This is a genomic window from Salinicoccus sesuvii (assembly GCF_042648145.1).
GTDB classification, from domain to species: Bacteria; Bacillota; Bacilli; order Staphylococcales; family Salinicoccaceae; genus Salinicoccus; species Salinicoccus sesuvii.
Genome location: NZ_JBHRWV010000004.1, coordinates 150,669 through 169,582, shown reverse-complemented (window position 1 = coordinate 169,582; position 18,914 = coordinate 150,669). Strand labels below are relative to the sequence as shown.

The following is an 18,914-nucleotide window of genomic DNA, read 5'->3' as shown; positions in this document are numbered from 1 at the left end:
TTTTATCAATCCTCTCTAGTAAACATACCTAAAGTTAATGTGAAATAAGTGAATTGAAGGAGAATATGCGGATGAGAAAACGAATACTAATTACAGGCGTCAGTCGGCCACAGGGAATCGGCAGCACTCTGGCACGTAAATTTAAAGAATCAGGCTATGAGGTGCTTATCCATGGCCATTCAGAATACGATAGGCACATGCAATACCCGGACGCTGGGGAGGTGTCGTCGCTAAGTGAAATCACAAGGCTAAAGGACTCCGACCTGTCCAATGAAACAGGTATTAGTGAATTGATTGATGAACTGGGGCAACATGAATCAATCGATCATCTTATTCTTTGCCATGCCTACAGTACCCATGGAGAAATAGGTGAATGGTCGTTTGAAGAAATCAACAATCATATGGTCACCAATGTTACAGCGAGCATGCTCCTCATACAGGCATTCCATAAGCAGTTTAACTCGAATATCGGATGCATTACGCTCTTTTCCTCAGGTCAGAGTCTCGGACCAATGACAGACGAAATTCCGTACGCTGTTTCAAAAGCGGCTATTGCGAATCTGGCAATGCAGTCGTCTCATGCGATGGCAGCAGATAATATTAGGGTCAATGCAGTGAATCCAGGACCCACTGACACGGGGTACATAGAAAAGGGAAGTGCGCTATATCAGGAAATTGCAGAACAGTTCCATTCAAAACGATGGGGGACTGCAGAGGATGTAGCGAACCTGTTGCTTTTTCTTCACAGTGAGGAAGGAAAATGGGTCGTAGGCCAAGTGATTGACAGCGAAGGTGGCTTCAGGCACTAGGCAAGTAAAACGGACATAATGACTGTGAAAATCGGCGGCATATCTGGGGATTTATATCAAATCTACTAATCTTGAGTAACCAATATATACCGTGGGTATTTAGAGAGGAAAGTAGAGGAAGATTTAGAGTACTTTCCTTTGCAATAACACTCTACGGGAGGGAATATGATGCGCAAATACTTATTTGTTTTATTTAGTTTAATGCTACTTATTGGCTGTCAAAGTGCAGAAGAGGAAGCAGATGATGCTTCAAATGCAGGAGATTCAGCCGAAAGCACTGCAGACGATTCAGAAACATCAACCGAGGACTCAATGGAAGACACCACAACGGAGGAAGATTCCAGCAGCGAATCAGCAGATTCCTCAGAAAATGCTTCGGAACAAGATGACTCAGAAGAGATTAATGTTGCAGCAGAACGTTGTATCATCAGTAATTTGGGGGATTGTGATGGCGTGCCGCTAGAGGAGCAAAAAGCAGCTTTCCAGCGCTTGGTCGATGAAGGTGTATTTGGAAAAATGGAAATGAGCGATACATTCCTTGAGGAAGTTTTGGGAGCCCATGTAGTCATGCACAATCAGATTGAACACAACACTTACCCTGAGGATCGATATCCACCTTCCTCAGTGGACGATACAATAAAATATTATAGTATGGAGCTCGAAAACTATTATAATGGTGAAGATGAAGCGGTGCTCGATTATCTTAAAGAAGATAGCCCTCTGTACCAATCTATTGTTGAAAATAAGGAGTCAGGCGATTTCGCCGACTACAAGCTGTATGACATCGAAATGATGCCTGCAGAAGGCAGTGGTGGGCCAAGTTCCAGAGTTGTTGAGCGTATCTATTCCCATGCTTCTTCAAACGGCATCGAACGTGAACGTGTATCATACGATACCTCAGATAACGACACAGGAGCGAATGGAAAAATCCAGCTTGGTGATATTGAAAGCCGTGAAGTACTTGAAGAGAATATCGAGTACGAAGAGGAAGTAAACGAAGTTTACGGGCCTGCTAACACTGCTTCACCACATGCTAGGGAGTGCGTCATCAATTTTATCAGGACATGTGAACTTGATTCTATTGAAGATGTCAGAGATGCTTACGACCAGTATGTTGCCAATGATACGCTACCCGAAGCAACAGAAGCAAAGAGCTATCCTGCAAAAATAGACGAGTCTCGAGAAAAAATCAATTACCAAGTCCGTGCAGCCGGATCGATGGTATCGAAAAACTACGAAAACTACTTAAAGCATTACGTGTATGACCTGCTACAGTTTTACAATGAGGAAAGTGGGGACGCACTCTATTACGTAAGACCGGAAAGTGAAGCTTATGATGCCATCCTCGCTAATAAGGAAAGCGGAGACTATGCTGACCAAGAAAATCATCTCGTCAATGTGGATGATGACCGTTTCAATGATATGGATGAAGGAACCCAAGAAATGGTCGTAGAACGTGTGTATTCTGACGGATCAGCGGACGGAAAACGAAATAGCAGTGTACTATACCAATTTGATTTGGATGATGTCTCCGGGATTCAGATTAAGAGCTTTGAAGAACTTTCAGACGAACCACTTGAAGAATAAAAAAGATGGGTGAATTTATGGACTATAGGACGATTATTGAACAAAATAGAGACGCATACCTTGAAGAACTGTTTGAAATGCTCAGGCAGAAGAGCATTAGTGCGCAGGATGATGGAATTCGCGAGTGTGCTGAGCTTGTGGCTGGCAAGCTCAGCACTGCTGGCATGCATCATGTGGAGCTGATGGAGACCGCAACCCATCCAGTCGTTTATGGTGAATATCATGTGTCGGACGACGTACCGACCATACTGATCTATGGACATTACGATGTTCAGCCGCCGGACCCGCTAGAAGCATGGGATAGTCCGCCATTTGAACCAACGATACGCGATGGACGGATTTATGCACGGGGAGCTGGGGATAATAAAGGTCAGATGATGGCACAAATCCTAGCAATCGAGACGTATCTGGAAGCCAAAGGTACATTACCTGTAAACGTCAAGTTTCTAATCGAAGGGGAAGAGGAAATCGGCAGTGTGAATCTTGCCGATTTCGTTGATACCCATCGTGATAAGCTTAAGGCGGATCTCGTCTATGCATCCGACGGTCCAATGCTTCCGGACAACCATCCATACGTACTACTTGGGGTCCGTGGCATCATGTATATAGAGCTTGAACTAACAGAAGCAGCATTTGATAACCATTCCGGAAACAAAGGTAACATTGTGCCTAACCCCGCATGGAAGCTCATAGATCTTTTGAATACCATGCGCGATGCCGAGGGTAACGTACTGATAGAAGGTTTTTACGATGACGTTTTTCCACCGACAGATCAGGAGATGGCATTGCTTGAAAAATTGCCGTTCGACCTTGAGGAAGTGAGACGTAATGTCGGTCATGAAGACATAAGCATGACTAAAGCCGAGTATTACCGTAAACTCTGTTTCGAACCGACGTTTAATATCGCAGGGTTTACGAGTGGATACAGCGGAGAAGGGGCGAAAACGATTGTTCCGAAGGATGCAAAGGTGAAGATCGACATGCGTCTGGTCATGAACCAAGACCCGGATAAAATATTTGGACTACTGAAGGCACATGTGAAAAAGCATGCTCCGAATGTTACAGTGAAGCAGTTCGGCAAGATGTCGCCCTCCCGCACCTCGGCTGATATGCCATTCATCGAACCGATCCGTCAGGCAGCTGAAACATCATTCGGCAAGGAAGCGTTCATCCAGCCAAGCTTGGGTGGCAGTCTGCCCGATGCTATTTGGACCAAGGTGCTCGGTGTGCCTTCCGTACTTGTCCCATATGCTAATGTAGATGAAGCGAATCATTCTCCTAATGAGAATATTATGGTGGAAAACTTCTATAATGGCATAGAAACAACGTGCCGCGTGATTGATGTTGTGAAAGATATTGATATGTAAAACAGAGCCCCTGTAGTGGAGTGATATCCATTACAGGGGTTAGTGTTTGATTTATTTTTTTAGAATGTCATTGATCAGCTGGTTAACTTCGTCTTGTTTCTCATGAAAGATGGCGTGTCCTGCATCATCCACTTTGTGCAGTGTATAGCTTGGCAGCGTTTCTGCTAATACATCTGAGAACTCGATTGGGCAAACAGCGTCTTCTTTACCATGGATGCCAAAGACTGGAAGGTCAAGCCCTTTGACTTCTTCCCTGAGATCCTCATCCCTTAGAGACTCCGCCAGTTTCACTGTCGCAATAAGTGAGGATGTGGAGACCAGTCCGTGGAAGTAAGTCTGAAATTCTTCAGAATTCTCAACGTTGGAAGAGAAGAAATTCTGACCAAATTCATCCAATGCTTTCGGACGATCCTGTTTGAGTCCTTGGATTAGCTCATCCACTTCCTCTTTCTTCATGCCGTATGCATACCCCTCTTGTTGGACGAAGCTTGGTGCCGCAGGGGAGATGAGAATCAGTTTGCTTAAGTTGTCACTGTTGTATTTGGAAGCATATTTCAATGCGATCGGTCCGCCGACTGAGAAACCGACGACAACGATGTCTTTAAGGCCAAGTGTCTTGACGACTTGCTGGATATCATCTGCGATTTCTCCGTAGCTGTAGCCGTCTGCAGTGATGTCTGATCCGCCGTAACCTTTATAGTCGAGACCAATATAGCGGTAGCCATTCTCGACGACTGAAAGTGCCTGTGCTTCGAACATCCTGTTGTTTGCTGGCCAGCCGTGCAAGAATACAACGGGTTGCCCGCTACCATAATCTTCAACATGGATTTTATTTCCGTTTTTAGTTTCAATCTGATGTGTCATAAGAACTTCCTCCTTGGAGTATCGATAGATATTACGAAATACTTCTTCCCCGAAAACCGAAATATAAACATTCCGAATTCGGAATAATAATTAGCAACGTAGTAGAGTTTTACGCAGGTCTAAAATTTTCTTGGTGCTAGATTGAGAAGAGATAGTCACTTATCTTACTTAGATAAACTTTTTTGAGAAATAAATGAGAAAATTTAAAAAACATTAATTACATACCAGCAATGGGTTTTTAGTACCAAAATAATATTAAGAAATCGCTTACAATATTAAATATTGAATCAGTAATTCGATCTACTCGTATGCTTTTTCCACATAAATTTAGTACAGTGGATTGTTTATCTAATGGAAACATTTATGAACCAGGTAAAAAGCTTGAAACAATTTCTGTAGTCCGGCAGTTCGTTCTCAATTAAAAATCAACTCGTGGGGTGATCCATTTGGAAGAAAACATTAGAATGTCAACTAAGAGTGAGATAATCAGATATGCTTTCGGGGGACTTGGTTCTAATATACCATTTCTGCTGATACTTGCTTATTTGATGTTTTATCTTACAGATGTTGTAGGAATATCACCGATCGCTGTCGGTGGACTGTTCCTCATCGCTCGTATCATCGATGCAGTTACTGATCCCATGATGGGCATGATCGCCGATCAAACGCGATCAAAATTTGGTAAGTTTAGACCGTATGTCATTTTTGGTGCCCCTGTTCTTGGTATAGTCACGATTGCTTTATTCAATGTCCCGGATATGTCGTCTAATATGCAAGTTACATATATTTACGTAATCTATATTCTCTACTCTTTAATTTCAACAGTAGTAAATATTCCTTATCATTCTTTGACACCTGTACTGAGTGAAGACGGTAATCAGAGAACAACTATTGCAACGGCAAAAACGTTCATGTCTGTGCCAGCGACCTTGATTATTAATGTTATGGTCTTACCGATGGTAGCGATTTTTGGTGGTGGACAACAAGGTTGGACAACAACATCTATCATTCTAGGGATTACACTTACTATCAGCTTTTGGGTATGTGCGAGTAGTGCCAAAAGACACGATGTTAGCGCGAAGCATGACGATCAAAATCTGAAACCCCAGTTCAGCTTAAAAGAACAAATTTCTTTAATCGGTAAAAACAAACCGCTATTAATGATAATGATCGCGATGTGTACAAATTTAATCGCAACTTCTGCGGTGGGCGCCATAGCCCTTTATTACTTCACATACAATTTGGGCAGAGCTGACTTGTTCCCATTACAGAGTTTAGTGGCAATACCGTTTACAGTTCTGGCGTTTATTTCACTCCCTTATCTGGCTCGAAAAATAGGTAAAAGAAATGTTTTCCTATATGGAAGTATTTTAGCAATTTTGCCGCTACTCGTTATATTATTTACACCCTACGAGTTCATTTGGATCATCTTTGCAGCGGCGGTATTGACTACTGCACTTGGACCTTTTACTGGCAATATTGCTTGGGCAATGCTACCTGATTGTGTAGATTATGCAGAGTGGAAAACAGGTGTACGTGGTGACGGTGTGGTGACTTCGAGTCTCACTTTCATCAATAAATTGGGAACTGCTCTAGGTGGATTGTTAGGTGGAGTTCTACTTGGCGTGTCAGGATATGTCGCCAATCAAGTGCAGTCGCCTGAGACTTTGCAGTCGATTGTTATCATCTATGCATTGCTCCCAATAGGTGGACATATATTCACAATCATCGCGCTTAAATTTTACAAACTTGATAACCAATTCCATAAGCAGATTATCACGGAACTTAAAGAAAGAAAGAGAGCGCTGCGGGCAGCAACAGAATAAAATTAGTTGTACATTAGCGTATTTAGGATCGTACGAGTTCTATTTGTAGTCAATATCATCTTATAGTCTGAAAGGATGTCAAAGTAAATAGTTATGGACAAAGCAAAAAATAAACCCAATATTCTGTGGATTAGCCTAGAAGACACAAGCCCACGATTTGGTTGCTACGGAGATTCATTAGCCCAAACACCGAATTTGGATAAAATAGCAAAACAGGGAACGACTTTCACAAATGCATTTTCAACTTCCGGAGTCTGTGCGCCCAGTCGAGCGTCTATTATTACTGGAATGTATCCGACATTCATGGGCGCCCATCAAATGCGCACCACACACGATAATCCACATGCACCAGAAATACCAACACCTTATACAGTGGTCCCTCCGACATATGTAAAGACTTTCACTGAATATCTACGTATGGATGGGTACTACTGTACTAACAATTTTAAAACGGATTATCAGTTCGAAGCCCCTCTCTCTGCATGGGATGACTCCAGTAACACGGCTCACTGGCGTAACAGAGAGGAAGGACAACCCTTCTTCTCGGTGTTTAATCCTATGGGAACACATGAGAGCTTTATGTTCGATGACGAGGACTTGGTAATGCCAAGTAACCGAGGGGAATTGATGACCGATCCTGATGAAGTGGAGGTCCCCCCTTATCTGCCAGATACGCCAAAGACAAGGGTTTCGATAGCAAGACAATATGACAACATAGCAGAATCAGATAAAATTGTAGGTCAACTGCTTGAAGAGCTGAAAGAGGATGGTTTGGAAGACAACACTATTGTTATCATATGGAGCGATCACGGAGAGGGATTACCACGGTCGAAGCGCTGGCCTTACGATGGGGGGATAAGGATACCGCTTATCGTTAGTTGGCCAGGTGTACTGGATCAAGGTCAGATGAGTGATCAAATGGTCAGTCTAATTGATTTAGGACCTACTGTTCTTTCTCTAGCAGGGATTCCAATACCTTATCATATGCAAGGTCAGCCGTTCATAGGAGAAGACGTAAAGAGAAGGGAGCATGTGTTTGCAACCCGTGATCGCAATGGCGAATCTTGGGATAGAGTACGTGCGGTTCGTGATAAAAAATATAAGTATATTCGAAATTACCATCCTGAAAAAGCTTATATGGAATGGAATCCGTTTTGTCACGCCCATCCAGCTTGGAAGGAATTATGGAGACTTAATCTATCGAACCAGTTGGAAGGCAGTCAGAAGCTGTTCACTCGAACCACCCGCCCACCTGAGGAACTTTATGATTGTGAAAACGATCCATATGAAATAGATAATTTAGCAAATAATAGCCAATACGTAACAGAATTAGAAAGTCTGCGTGAAACGCTTGATAACTGGATGACGGAGTACGATAGATTTGGAGAGATTTCTGAGAAAGAAATGGCCCAAAAGATGTGGCCGGGAGGGATTCAGCCAAAGACGGTAGATCCTCTTGTAATTCCTGTTAACACTCAATTGTCAGGTATTGAACCTATGATAGAAGGCAACTTCGATCAGCCAACAGCAATCATGCTATACAGCGCGACACAAGGCGCTTCGTTGATATATGCAATTGGAGAAGGTGGCTGGAAAGTCTATAATGGACCAATAAGACTGAATAAAGGCGAGAATAATATTAGGGTAAAAGCAGTTCGAATTGGTTTTCAAGACAGTAAAGAAGTAACTGCATCTTTCTTCGTGAATTGAGACACGAATACCACTTGGAATCCTCACGTTAAATTGAACTTCTGAAAATGGTAGCCCGGTGCAACGAAAGAATAGTTGCATCGGGCTACTGTTTTTTTAAAATGATGTCTAGTTTGGAAAAACGAAATTTTAATCAATGAGTGCCAAGAGTTGCAATGAATGACTTAAAACTATAATGATTGTACTTCTTAAATTCATCTAATGACTGTATTGTTTTTCTGCCTTGCTGAGGAACGCTTTCATCTCTTCATGTTTAATCTTCGCATCATTCCAGCCGAGTTCATAGAGACTTTCCAGTCGCTCTTTGTTCTTCTCAGCCCGGCCCACTTTGATGGTTTTGCTCGGACTGATAACAAATGTCTTACCGGCTTTCTCCTGGCGGGTAATATAATGCAAGGTTTCGTTATAAACTCTATAGCGTGTGGCTAGCTTCTCATTGATAACTGGATGATTTTTATACTTGATTATTTTCGACATTTTTCCCGGTTTCTTGAAGTAGCCACGCGGTTTAGTCAAGACTACAATATTAAGTTCGAAACCATCAGCTTCGGCCTTTCTAATTGGAATCGGGTCGGCAATGCCGCCGTCCAGAAGGTGCTGTCCACTGTATTCGACGCTCGATGCGACAAAAGGCAACGAACTCGATGCACGAAGTAGTCTGGCAATCGTCCTCTCATCATAATCGCTCTTTTTAAAGTAAACTGGCTCCCCGGACTCACAGTCCGTCGTTCCGATAACAAATTCCTCAGCGCCATTCATCAGCGTCTTCACATCAAATGGCACGAGCTTGTTTGGTATTTCATCGAAGATAAAGTCCATACCGAATACTTCACGTTTTTTAATATAGTTGGAAAATGAAAGATATCGTTTATCCTGCACAAAGTCGAGATTGACTTTCCTGTTACGCCCGCGTTGACGTGCAAGGTACGATGCTCCCATGCATGCACCTGCCGAGACTCCAATGACATACGGGAAGTAGAGATCTTTGCTCATAAAATACTCCAATACACCTGCCGTATAGAGCCCTCGCATGCCGCCACCTTCAAGTACTAATCCTGCATTTGTCATAACTACACCTTCAATTTCTTCAAGTTTAATGTATATATAGCATTCTAACAGATGATGAGGAAGTAAATAAGTCTGTATACTTCTTATGCATTGAACCCATATAGAAAAGTCATATATACTGTAAATAAATAGAATTTTAAGGAGGAGATGTATATCAAGGAAACGAATAAAACGGTCATACTACTCGGTTTGATTTGGGCGGTTGTGTCCGTAATAGTCATAACGACTCAATTCTCGGACTGGTACGATGGCACGTATCCGATTATTTGGTTGTCGATTGTGTTAATACCAATATTTCTGATAAAACTAATATTCGACGGTATAATTAGATATGACTTTTTTAGTAAAGGTGTAGAGGAAATGAATAAGACATCTTGGCTATTTGAGTTAACGTGGATGCTCACTTCACTTACTCTCATATTTACCCGATTCGAGGAATGGTTCAATGGAGGCAATTCGATTTTTATTTTGTTTGTTGTTGTTATACCGGTGTACTTGATACGTTATGTATTCAACCAAGTACTCAAGTATGATTTCTTTAATAAAGCCTACAAAAAGAACGAAGACTAGGTGTATTTAAAGTTCATAGATGAGACTATGGAGTTAATGTGGAAGTGGCCGTAAGGTTGTACACTGTTAGGTCGTAATTGATGATATGATGAGAGTGAAAACCTGAAAAAGGAGGAACCAGTGTGCGTGAAATTAATAAAACGTCCATACTTCTTGGACTGATATGGGTGATTATTTCATTTACACTCATCCGGACTGTACTCTATGAATGGATTTCTTCAGTGAACCTCGTCTTCATACCACTCATTATCATACTGCCAGTGCTACTGATCAGAATTTTGTTCGACAATATACTCAAGTATGACTTTTTCAACAAGTCATATAAGCAACGAAGAAAATAGCCGGAGAATCCAAGTAACCGATTGTCCGTTGATTTATTGTAAAATCAAGTCCTCTACTATTCACTAATGAAATGAGACACCTGCGTCTGCTTTGACAGACGCAGGTGTCTTAGTATTGATCCCGAAGCTGCCATATAATTCTCCATAGTATCAACAGTTTGTTCTATATTATGAGAATATTGATACGTGTTTCTTTTCCAATTTATATAGTATTATGCTTGACGCTTTATGACTATGCACTTACTTGGACATATTTACTATAGTCGTTGCTTTGATTCCAATCCTGCTATTGTTATCGCTTATAGCTTGTATGGCTTTTGGCCCTCTTTTTATGATTATGTAAAGACACGGGTACGTTCCTGTTATCAAAGATGATATCTGCATATGTTTGTCGGTGTGTAACAAGGGTAAATATCAACTAACCGACAGGTTGGAATAAAGATATTCTAATCCGGTAGACTAAAAAAACGATCAGCAGAATCTGATAATTGGAGGACTAATCATGAGAAAAATGGAAACATTTATCGACGAAAGAGAAGTCAGAGACAGAGTAGATCAGCTAAAAGCGCAGGGCGTGAGTGAAAGCAGTATTACAATCGTAGCGAATCGTGACTTGGACATGGGCGGCGCATTCGGGGATTATTCAGATGTGAACATCAAGAGTTCCGAGGGTAGCCCATGGGATAAGGTCGTTTCCTTCTTTACAGGAGAAGATACACGTAATCAACCTGTCAATGATTCCAACATGACGCCAGGAGAAGAAGAGGAGTTCAGACAAGCACTGAACGAAAATAAAATTGTACTTTATGTAAATGGCGAAGTTACTGACGCCCCAGAAGGTACAAGAGCGAGAACGACTGATGACTTGGCTGCCACTAACCGTGACAGAGATGTCGTTGACAATTCATTTGGCGATGCGACTGGTGTGTCTGAAGGAGCAGCTGCAGGAACAACTGGCGCTTATGCTGCAACGGATCGGAATCGCAACACCACAACGGACGATGAAACATTAGAATTGCGTGAAGAGCGGCTTAATGTTGATAAAGAAAACGTCAAAACAGGCGAAGTCAATATTGATAAGCACGTCGAAACTGACCATCAGGAATTTGATGTGCCAGTAGAACGCGATGAAGTAACTGTGGAAAGACGCCCGGTCGATGATAAGCGGCCAACTGACGATTCTGCTTTCATCGAAGGCGATGAATCAATCAGAGTGCCGGTTCATGAAGAGAAAGTCAATGTAGATAAAGAGAGCGTCGTTTCTGAAGAAGTCGTCGTCAATAAAGAAAGAGTTCAGGATAAAGAACACGTCTCTGAAGATGTCCGTCGTGAAGACGTTGATATTGACGAAACGACAGGAAATAACAGAAGAGACGATAGAATATAATAAGAACGATTAAGCTCCCGACGCTAGCGTCGGGAGTTTTTAGCTGTAGATTGCGATGATTTCCACTTCTATCGCATCCATCGGCATGACAATGGATTGAAGTTGTTTATGGCTGCCGACACCATTTTCAATTATTCTTCGTGCATTGCTGTCGAGATTTATAAAATCCTTAAGAGGATCAAATAAAGTGACCGGACTATCATAAGTCCTTTTCACTTTAGCGAGCACGATATTGTCTTCTTTCAGTTCATCCAGTTCATTTTCTTCGACCATTATGCAATCCTTATGGATTTTACTGAATATGAGTGTTTCCAGATCATTATTGTAGACTGGCAACTTCACCTTATCGAAGTCGAATACCATGTTGAAAAGATCGGCATCGTCAGAATCTAGCCCCATCAGGCCTGCATCGATCAGCTGAGTCTGCATCAGTTGTTTGACTTCATACATATCAAAAGCTTCGTGTATCTTGAGCGGTAGGGTCGCGCGAAAGATCATTCTTCTGCTTAGATCTTCGATCTGCTTATACGGATCTCCCATTTCAAAATCGACAAAATAGTCATGGTGTGTGAGGCTCTTCTCCAAGCTGATCAGTTTGGAAGGGGCGTTATTTATAATTTCACCCTTTATGACAGAGGACTTTCCTAATCCAAATTGTGTGCTGTCAAATCCCAGTTGTGCGCCTTTATCCGTCTGCGATTCAATCTCCTTGAATTCCACGGCCTGGCCAGCGCTGGCAAATGCATAGTAGGTATCATACAGATTTTCGTTGAAGTAAAGCAGGTTATAGAACATAATCTGACCTCCAATATCATAGGAGGGTTAGGCTACAGTGTCCTGCTCCGCAAAGTGCTTCACTCTCCCATGTTCAAGTGTCACCCGAACGTATTCACATTATAACACGAACATATGTTCTATTGAATGCAGAAATCTTACGAATGATACTTATTTTACTAGAAGTAGATACAATTATTCCTTGGATTTCGTGTGGATTAGTGAATTATATTAAAAACTGCTGGAGTGGAGAGTATCTCCAAACCAGCAGTAGGAAAACGTATGATTAGATGCCAATACTTTTGCATTCTACCTATATACCAGTCCGCCGTCTGTGACAATCGCCTGACCTGTAATGTAGTCTGCTTGATCCGATGCAAGGAAACTAACGAGGTTGGCAACATCTTGCGGCTCCTGGTATCGGCCGAGCGAGATGGCACTGGAGAATTCCTCAAATGCATCTCCAGGTTCCATATCGTCATTGTATCTGACCATCTCTGCATCGATGCGATCCCACATTTCGGTCTTCGCAACACCTGGACAATAGGCATTTACTGTAATATTCTCTTTTGCAAATTCCTTAGAAGCGGAGTGTGTCAGAGATTTCACCGCATGCTTGGTTGCAGAGTAGGCACCGAGCATTTCGTAGGATTCATGCCCTGCGATACTGCAGGCATTCAGAACTTTACCTTTGGTGCCCTGATCCATGAATTGTCTGGCAGCGGCTTGTGTGCCGAACATGACACCATTGACGTTGATGGCAAAAATCTTATTCATCTGTTCTTCCGTCGTTTCAATGAATGGGGCGACGATATCTATCCCTGCGTTATTGACGTATACATCAAGCTGACCAAAGTGATCGACTGCTGCTTTAACGAATTCGGTATGACTATCGCGTTTTGATACATCTCCAGCTATGGATGTAACCTCGTACCCATCGTTTTTAAATTCTTCCTCGGTCGATTTCAACGTATCTTGATTAATGTCCTGCAGGACGACTTTGAATCCATCCTTTGCGAGCTGTAACGCGATACCCTTACCAAGACCGGCACCGGAGCCTGTAACGACTGCAACTTTATTCATCTACTCATCCTTTCAAATTTGATCCACTTCCTCTTTACCCGTAATTGAATGTTTAAACTGTTAAATTAAGGAATAATCTGAAAAATAATTAAAATTCGTATAATAGAACTATAATGGATATAAAATATAATAAATATAATATAAATGTTTTACTAACGTACATTTATGTTATTATTCTATTTATCGTTCGTATTTTAAGGATTAGAAGTGGAGGATTTATTTTATGAACAGGTTTGAAAACAAGTGGATGCGTGCTGTGCTTCCTGCGCTACTGATTCACTGCAGTATCGGAACAGTCTATTGCTGGTCACTCTTTAAAGGTGATATCGCCGCCTACATGGGCCAGGATGTCGGGGATGTGGAATGGGCATTCAGTATCGCCATCTTTGTCCTTGGTATGTCTGCTGCTTTTGGTGGTAAATTTGTAGAGAGGGATATTCAGAAATCATCATTGCTTGCGGCAGTATTTTTTGTTTCTGGCATGGCAGGTACAGGATTCTCCATCGTCCAACAGTCGTTGGTCGGCGTATATATATCCTACGGTGTCATTATGGGCGTTGGTCTCGGTATCGGTTATCTGACACCAGTAAAGACATTGATGCTTTGGTTCAAGGAACAAAAAGGTCTTGCGACAGGTCTTGCAGTTCTTGGATTCGGTTTGGCGAAAGTAATCGCAAGTCCGCTGATTGGTAAACTCCTTGGGGCCAGGGACTCTGAAGGAGTGCTTATTAGCCCTGAGAATATCTATATCATGTTTTATATACTGGCAGGCATCTATATGGTGATGATGGTAATTGGACATCTATTGATCCAAAAACCAGCAGGCTATACTGAAGCTGTTGTACAGGGCCAAAAGTTCAACTACATAGAAGTACTAAAAAATAGAACATTCATTGGCATCTGGCTGATGTTCTACTTGAATATTACGTGTGGGCTCGCCTTAATCTCACAAGAGAAGGGCATACTAGTGTTCATCGGATTCGGTGCAGTCGGTTTGGTCAGTTCGCTGACTGCCATTTTCAATGCAGGTGGCAGACTTATGTTCTCGGCACTCGGTGATCAGTTAAAAGATCGCAACGCAATTTACAAGCTCATCTTTTTGTTATCCATCACAGCGATTCTGTTGCCACTGCTACTGGATGGTAACGGTGCACTCATGACATTCCTCATCATTGCCCTTTTGTGCATCGTAAACGCAGGTTACGGTGGGGGATTTTCCTCCTTGCCACCCCTGCTTGCAGACCGTTTCGGACTCCATGCCATTTCGACTGTTCATGGTCTGGCACTATCCGCTTGGGCGATTGCCGGACTGACTGGCAACCAGCTTGCGACATTCGTGCTTGATCAGACAGGATCCTATAACGTCCTGCTGTTTGTCATCATGGCACTCTTTGGTGTCGCAATGTTGATCAGTATATTTGTTGTTAAACCTGGAAAAGTGGAGTTGTCAAGTGAAGCAATGGAGCAAGAGAAGACACTCGTCACCAGCTGACTGCATGCTGTAGCCTTCGACGTTTATGAGAATCTGAGACGGGAAGAGTAGATTATCATTAACGATAAAGGAGACAGCTATAAAATGAGTAAGACGATTATGATTACGGGCGCTGGTTCCGGACTGGCGAAAGGTACAGCAATTGGACTTGCCAAGAATGGTCATAAAGTGATTGCTTCTGTAGAGAACCATCCGCAGAAGACGGGATTAATGGAGGCAGCAGAAGCGGCTGGTGTAGAGATCGAGATCTTCAAAATGGATATTACAAATCCGGATGACCGTGAGCGCATGAAGCGATACGAGTATGATGTATTTGTTGCGGATGCAGCAGTCAATGAAGGGGGCCCGATATGGGAAGTCCCGATGTCGGCACTGCGCCAGCTGTTCGAAGTGAACGTTTTCAGCACGCTTGAAACTGCACGTATCGCAGCTAGACAGTTTGTCGAAAGGAAACAGGGGAAAATCATTTTCATGTCTTCCATGGCGGGAACTATGGCTGCGGCTTACAAGGGACTTTATGCGTCTTCCAAGCACGCACTTGAGGCCATTGCCAAATCGATGAGACAAGAGATGGAAGAATTCAATGTACAAGTGGCTACTATCAATCCAGGTCCATTCGAGACTGGATTCAACAAACGTGCAGTAGAAGAAAAATGGGAGTGGTTCAATCCCGAGAAACACCATACTTCCATCGAGAATCTAAAAGAGAGTGAGCAGGGACTCGATCAGCAAAATGACCCTCAGCTGATGATCGATAAGATGGTTGAAATCATTCCAATGGATCACCATAAGTTCCGCACCGCATATCCCGAGGATACAGCAGAGAATATGCGCAAAGAGGAAAAGGAAAACTGGGATATCGAGATATAGTGCCCGATACTCACTTGAATAAAAAAACTGGCCGCGATTTGATATCGTGGCCAGTTTTTTATATAGTTTTAAATATCCAATAGAGGCGATCGCCTGGTGGCGTTACTATTTTTCTCCGACAACAGTGAATCTTTCGTTGACGTGTTTTGGATTTTCAATTTCATCCAATACCGCAATCGCGTAGTCGGCGTAGCTGATATAACTTTCACCTTCGGAATTTATAAGAAGATGATCTTTACCACTTTCATAACTACCCGTTCTTTTACCTTCGGCATCAAAATCAGCTGAAGGGCTGATGAAGGTCCATGTGATATCAGACGTTTCCTGAAGTTCCTTCAGATTGCGGTCTTGCCCAGTCGCTGTCGGTATGAAAGCTTCTGGGAAATCCTCTGTATCAGCAACTCTGAGAGTCTTCTCTTCATCAACGAACAAGCTGCCCGCACCGCCGACGATAACTGCTTTTGTATCTGTACCTTTAAGCGCTTCGATCAAAGCATGTCCTGCATCAACGTGGGATTGCTCTTCTCCAATTGGGGCACCAAAAGCATTGACGACAACATCAAGTGCATCCAAATCCTGTGATGATAAATCGTAGATAGATTTTTCGACAACATTGACATCCGTTGCCTGAAGTTTTGAGGCGTCCCTTACGATTGCGGTAACTTCATGTCTGCGATCTACTGCTTCCTTTAGAATAAGATTACCTGCCTGACCTGTTGCACCAATGATTCCAATTTTCATGTATATCCCTCCAGGGATTAATACGATCATATTAACACGGTGCAAACGGATCTGCCCGATTTATGCTTAGAGATATAAAAAGTTCTGCCTCTTGCTCAAAGCAAGAGGCAGAACGTAAGTGAATGAACGGACTTATCCCACTGAGTTACCGAGGACACTGTTCACATCGTTGACGACAACAAAGGCATCCTCATCATATTTTTTGATCAGACGCTTCAGTCGGGTCAATCTGGATTTATTGATGACGACGTAGAGGATGTCGTTTTCTTCTCTGGAATAGAACCCCTTACCGTTCAACATCGTCACTCCGCGACCGATTTCACTATTGATCAGCTTACCGAGGACTTCAGGATGCTGTGAGACGATGGTAATGGCTTTCTTTGGGTTCATACCTTCGATCATGAAGTCCATGACTTTGACGTTGATATACATTGCTACGACCGTCAACAGTACTTGCTCGATTGTCAGTACAGTAAGACCGAGGGTGATGACCATAAGATCGAAAGCGAGGATGGCATTGGCAATTTTTATATCCGTATATTTGTGAACGATTCGTCCAAGTATGGCCGATCCAGCCGTAGTTGCGCCAATACGGATGACGAGACCATTACCGAGACCAAGGAAGAGGCCACCGAAAATGACATTGAGCATGATTTCGTCCGTTTCTATGACTAGCGTATCTGTAAGGCCGAGGAATATAGACATCATGATGACGGCAAATATCGTATAGTACATGCCGCGTCTTGACAGAAACTTGAATCCGATGATGAGCAGGATGCCGTTCAATACAAGTGTGGAAATGGCTGGAGAAATATCGAACGCATACAGTATGATGATGGCCAGACCTGACACACCACCATCTCCAAGGTTCCCTGGAATCATGAATTGATTGACCCCGATCGAGAATAGGAAAGCCCCGAGGATGACAGCTGCAATGTTGAGCAGTGTCTGAAGCGTAATTCTCGGTGTTACAAGTATTTTGATATTTTCAAAATTGATTTTTTTAAGCCCTCTTTTTATCATTTCAATAACCCTCCTTATTAATCGTTTGAATACCGCTGATTCATGATAAGGGCAGAGGTAACAAATTTCAACCCATTTGAATATAGTCCTAATAGAAAGATAATTCATTTTAGAACCCTTGGGGCAGAAGGGATAAGTGCGTTTTTTCTAGTAAGAGTTTTCCTGGTATGCTATAAGGAAGAAGATGAAATATGATACGTAGAAAAGTAAAGGAGGAGTACGTCATTATGAGAATGGAGGTACAGGATTATAGTACAGAATGGATTCGAATGTTCGAGGCGGAAGCAGAAAAAATTAGAGGTATCTTCGGTAGAGAGATTATCGATATCCACCATATTGGCAGTACTTCAGTACCAGGACTCAAAGCCAAACCGATCATCGATATGATGCCAGTCGTGAAGGAGATAGAAGCGGTCGATGCCTTTAATCGACAGATGGAAGAACTGGGCTATCGAGGACTTGGTGAGTATGGTATACCGGGTAGGCGGTACTTCAGGAAAGGGAACCCGAAAAGAACACATCATGTGCACGTTTTCGGAATGAATAACAGCACAGACATCAACCGGCACCTGGCTGTACGTAACTACTTGAGAGCAAATAAGGCGGCAGCTGAGTCATATGGCAATTTGAAAGCAGATCTTGCCGACCGGTTCCCAGAAGATATGGCGGCGTATATCGCTGGCAAAAATGCATTCGTCAAAGCATTGGAGAAAGTGGGCAGAAAACAAATGGAATAGAAACTGCATCTGCAGTACTTTTTGAGAGATATCTGCATCATCTCGATGGATAGACAGAGTAGTGGTTTTATAGTTAATCGTTGCAACGCTCCAACTGCTCCAACCAAGTGTGCTTCGGCAGATGAACATAGAGCGCATCCTGCAACCACGCTCTTTGCGTATGACTCACAGCGCAAACGGCTTTATTAAAATCATGTATATCTTTTTTGTTAACCGACTTTGCCTTATACAGTAGGACAACTTCCAGACTTAGGTAGGGCAAGCCACTGCGAGAGAGATGAACGATTTCGGCTAGAGGCTTTCTGATTCGCTTCTCCCTTCTGAACACCCAATTCTCTTCATCTTCCTCATTGAGAAGCATCTCGATTTTCCATTCAGTTGTTTTGTGCGTAGCATGCAACTCGTGAGTGGGCTTTTTCAAATATTCACCTTTCCATGTCACTAGCTTGCCATCTTCGACTTTGCTGATGTGCCAATCGCTGAAATGTTTCTCCAACAGCTTCTGATCATCACGGAAAACCATGACTTCAATATCACTATGCACCCTCGTTTCCTTCTCCAGGAACAAATCGATTGCCCATCCGTCTGCGATGCACCACCTTCCTTTGAATCCGTTCATCCACCGATCAACAGCGTAGGAGAGACTGAAACTCAAAGTATTCACC

At 42.7% G+C, this 18,914-nt stretch carries 18 protein-coding genes; 11 read left to right on the top strand and 7 right to left on the bottom strand.

The window, feature by feature from the left end:
- The first annotated feature begins 71 nt into the window (after positions 1 to 71).
- The 3 genes from ACFOJ8_RS05350 (at position 72) to ACFOJ8_RS05340 (ending at position 3,763) form a co-directional block, all read left to right on the top strand.
- A complete protein-coding gene (locus ACFOJ8_RS05350) occupies positions 72 to 809 on the top strand; it encodes an SDR family oxidoreductase (RefSeq protein ID WP_380652457.1) in 738 nt (245 codons plus the stop codon).
- A gap of 168 nt (positions 810 to 977) precedes the next feature.
- Complete coding sequence (locus tag ACFOJ8_RS05345) at positions 978 to 2,396, top strand: hypothetical protein (protein WP_380652460.1); 1,419 nt, start codon at positions 978 to 980, stop codon at positions 2,394 to 2,396.
- 17 nt (positions 2,397 to 2,413) lie between these two features.
- Entirely contained in the window at positions 2,414 to 3,763 is a 1,350-nt protein-coding gene (locus ACFOJ8_RS05340; RefSeq protein ID WP_380652463.1) for a M20/M25/M40 family metallo-hydrolase, read from the top strand.
- Positions 3,764 to 3,814: 51 nt separating this feature from the next.
- Here the strand turns inward: ACFOJ8_RS05340 and ACFOJ8_RS05335 are convergent, their stop codons facing one another.
- Positions 3,815 to 4,627: an alpha/beta fold hydrolase gene (locus ACFOJ8_RS05335; RefSeq protein WP_380652466.1), complete on the bottom strand. Its 813-nt coding sequence runs from the start codon at positions 4,625 to 4,627 to the stop codon at positions 3,815 to 3,817.
- Positions 4,628 to 5,073: 446 nt separating this feature from the next.
- On the opposite strand from ACFOJ8_RS05335, the gene ACFOJ8_RS05330 reads away from it, so the two are divergent.
- On the top strand, positions 5,074 to 6,453 hold the full coding sequence (locus ACFOJ8_RS05330) for a glycoside-pentoside-hexuronide (GPH):cation symporter (RefSeq protein WP_380652469.1): 1,380 nt from the start codon (positions 5,074 to 5,076) through the stop codon (positions 6,451 to 6,453).
- Positions 6,454 to 6,546: 93 nt separating this feature from the next.
- Positions 6,547 to 8,163 carry a sulfatase family protein gene (locus ACFOJ8_RS05325; RefSeq protein ID WP_380652472.1) on the top strand — a complete coding sequence of 539 codons (1,617 nt, stop codon included), beginning with the start codon at positions 6,547 to 6,549 and terminating at the stop codon, positions 8,161 to 8,163.
- Between the two features lie 198 nt (positions 8,164 to 8,361).
- On the opposite strand, the gene ACFOJ8_RS05320 is transcribed toward ACFOJ8_RS05325, so the two are convergent.
- Positions 8,362 to 9,231, bottom strand: a complete 870-nt coding sequence (locus ACFOJ8_RS05320; protein WP_380652475.1) for a patatin-like phospholipase family protein — start codon at positions 9,229 to 9,231, stop codon at positions 8,362 to 8,364.
- Between the two features lie 147 nt (positions 9,232 to 9,378).
- On the opposite strand from ACFOJ8_RS05320, the gene ACFOJ8_RS05315 reads away from it, so the two are divergent.
- From ACFOJ8_RS05315 to ACFOJ8_RS05305, 3 genes are all read left to right on the top strand, one after another.
- Positions 9,379 to 9,801, top strand: a complete 423-nt coding sequence (locus tag ACFOJ8_RS05315; RefSeq protein ID WP_380652478.1) for a hypothetical protein — start codon at positions 9,379 to 9,381, stop codon at positions 9,799 to 9,801.
- A gap of 122 nt (positions 9,802 to 9,923) precedes the next feature.
- The gene (locus ACFOJ8_RS05310) at positions 9,924 to 10,142 is read left to right on the top strand and encodes a hypothetical protein (RefSeq protein ID WP_380652481.1); all 219 of its coding nucleotides are present in this window, start codon (positions 9,924 to 9,926) and stop codon (positions 10,140 to 10,142) included.
- Positions 10,143 to 10,644: 502 nt separating this feature from the next.
- A complete protein-coding gene (locus tag ACFOJ8_RS05305) occupies positions 10,645 to 11,529 on the top strand; it encodes a YsnF/AvaK domain-containing protein (protein ID WP_380652484.1) in 885 nt (294 codons plus the stop codon).
- 39 nt (positions 11,530 to 11,568) lie between these two features.
- Here ACFOJ8_RS05305 and ACFOJ8_RS05300 read toward each other — a convergent pair whose 3' ends face one another.
- Both ACFOJ8_RS05300 and ACFOJ8_RS05295 read right to left on the bottom strand, forming a co-directional pair.
- The gene (locus tag ACFOJ8_RS05300) at positions 11,569 to 12,324 is read right to left on the bottom strand and encodes a DUF6414 family protein (RefSeq protein WP_380652487.1); all 756 of its coding nucleotides are present in this window, start codon (positions 12,322 to 12,324) and stop codon (positions 11,569 to 11,571) included.
- A gap of 288 nt (positions 12,325 to 12,612) precedes the next feature.
- Positions 12,613 to 13,386 carry an acetoin reductase gene (locus ACFOJ8_RS05295; RefSeq protein WP_380652490.1) on the bottom strand — a complete coding sequence of 258 codons (774 nt, stop codon included), beginning with the start codon at positions 13,384 to 13,386 and terminating at the stop codon, positions 12,613 to 12,615.
- A 223-nt stretch (positions 13,387 to 13,609) separates the two neighbouring features.
- Between ACFOJ8_RS05295 and ACFOJ8_RS05290 the strand changes: the two genes are divergently transcribed.
- Together ACFOJ8_RS05290 and ACFOJ8_RS05285 are read left to right on the top strand one after the other, a co-directional pair.
- Positions 13,610 to 14,878 carry an OFA family MFS transporter gene (locus ACFOJ8_RS05290; protein WP_380652493.1) on the top strand — a complete coding sequence of 423 codons (1,269 nt, stop codon included), beginning with the start codon at positions 13,610 to 13,612 and terminating at the stop codon, positions 14,876 to 14,878.
- Between the two features lie 84 nt (positions 14,879 to 14,962).
- Positions 14,963 to 15,748, top strand: a complete 786-nt coding sequence (locus ACFOJ8_RS05285; RefSeq protein WP_380652496.1) for an SDR family oxidoreductase — start codon at positions 14,963 to 14,965, stop codon at positions 15,746 to 15,748.
- A 105-nt stretch (positions 15,749 to 15,853) separates the two neighbouring features.
- Here ACFOJ8_RS05285 and ACFOJ8_RS05280 read toward each other — a convergent pair whose 3' ends face one another.
- Positions 15,854 to 16,489 carry an NAD(P)-dependent oxidoreductase gene (locus ACFOJ8_RS05280; RefSeq protein ID WP_380652499.1) on the bottom strand — a complete coding sequence of 212 codons (636 nt, stop codon included), beginning with the start codon at positions 16,487 to 16,489 and terminating at the stop codon, positions 15,854 to 15,856.
- A gap of 132 nt (positions 16,490 to 16,621) precedes the next feature.
- On the bottom strand, positions 16,622 to 17,512 hold the full coding sequence (locus tag ACFOJ8_RS05275) for a YitT family protein (RefSeq protein WP_380652500.1): 891 nt from the start codon (positions 17,510 to 17,512) through the stop codon (positions 16,622 to 16,624).
- Positions 17,513 to 17,703: 191 nt separating this feature from the next.
- Between ACFOJ8_RS05275 and ACFOJ8_RS05270 the strand changes: the two genes are divergently transcribed.
- A complete protein-coding gene (locus ACFOJ8_RS05270) occupies positions 17,704 to 18,249 on the top strand; it encodes a GrpB family protein (RefSeq protein ID WP_380652504.1) in 546 nt (181 codons plus the stop codon).
- Positions 18,250 to 18,322: 73 nt separating this feature from the next.
- On the opposite strand, the gene ACFOJ8_RS05265 is transcribed toward ACFOJ8_RS05270, so the two are convergent.
- Complete coding sequence (locus tag ACFOJ8_RS05265) at positions 18,323 to 18,904, bottom strand: nucleotidyltransferase domain-containing protein (protein WP_380652507.1); 582 nt, start codon at positions 18,902 to 18,904, stop codon at positions 18,323 to 18,325.
- Between the last annotated feature and the right edge of the window lie 10 nt (positions 18,905 to 18,914).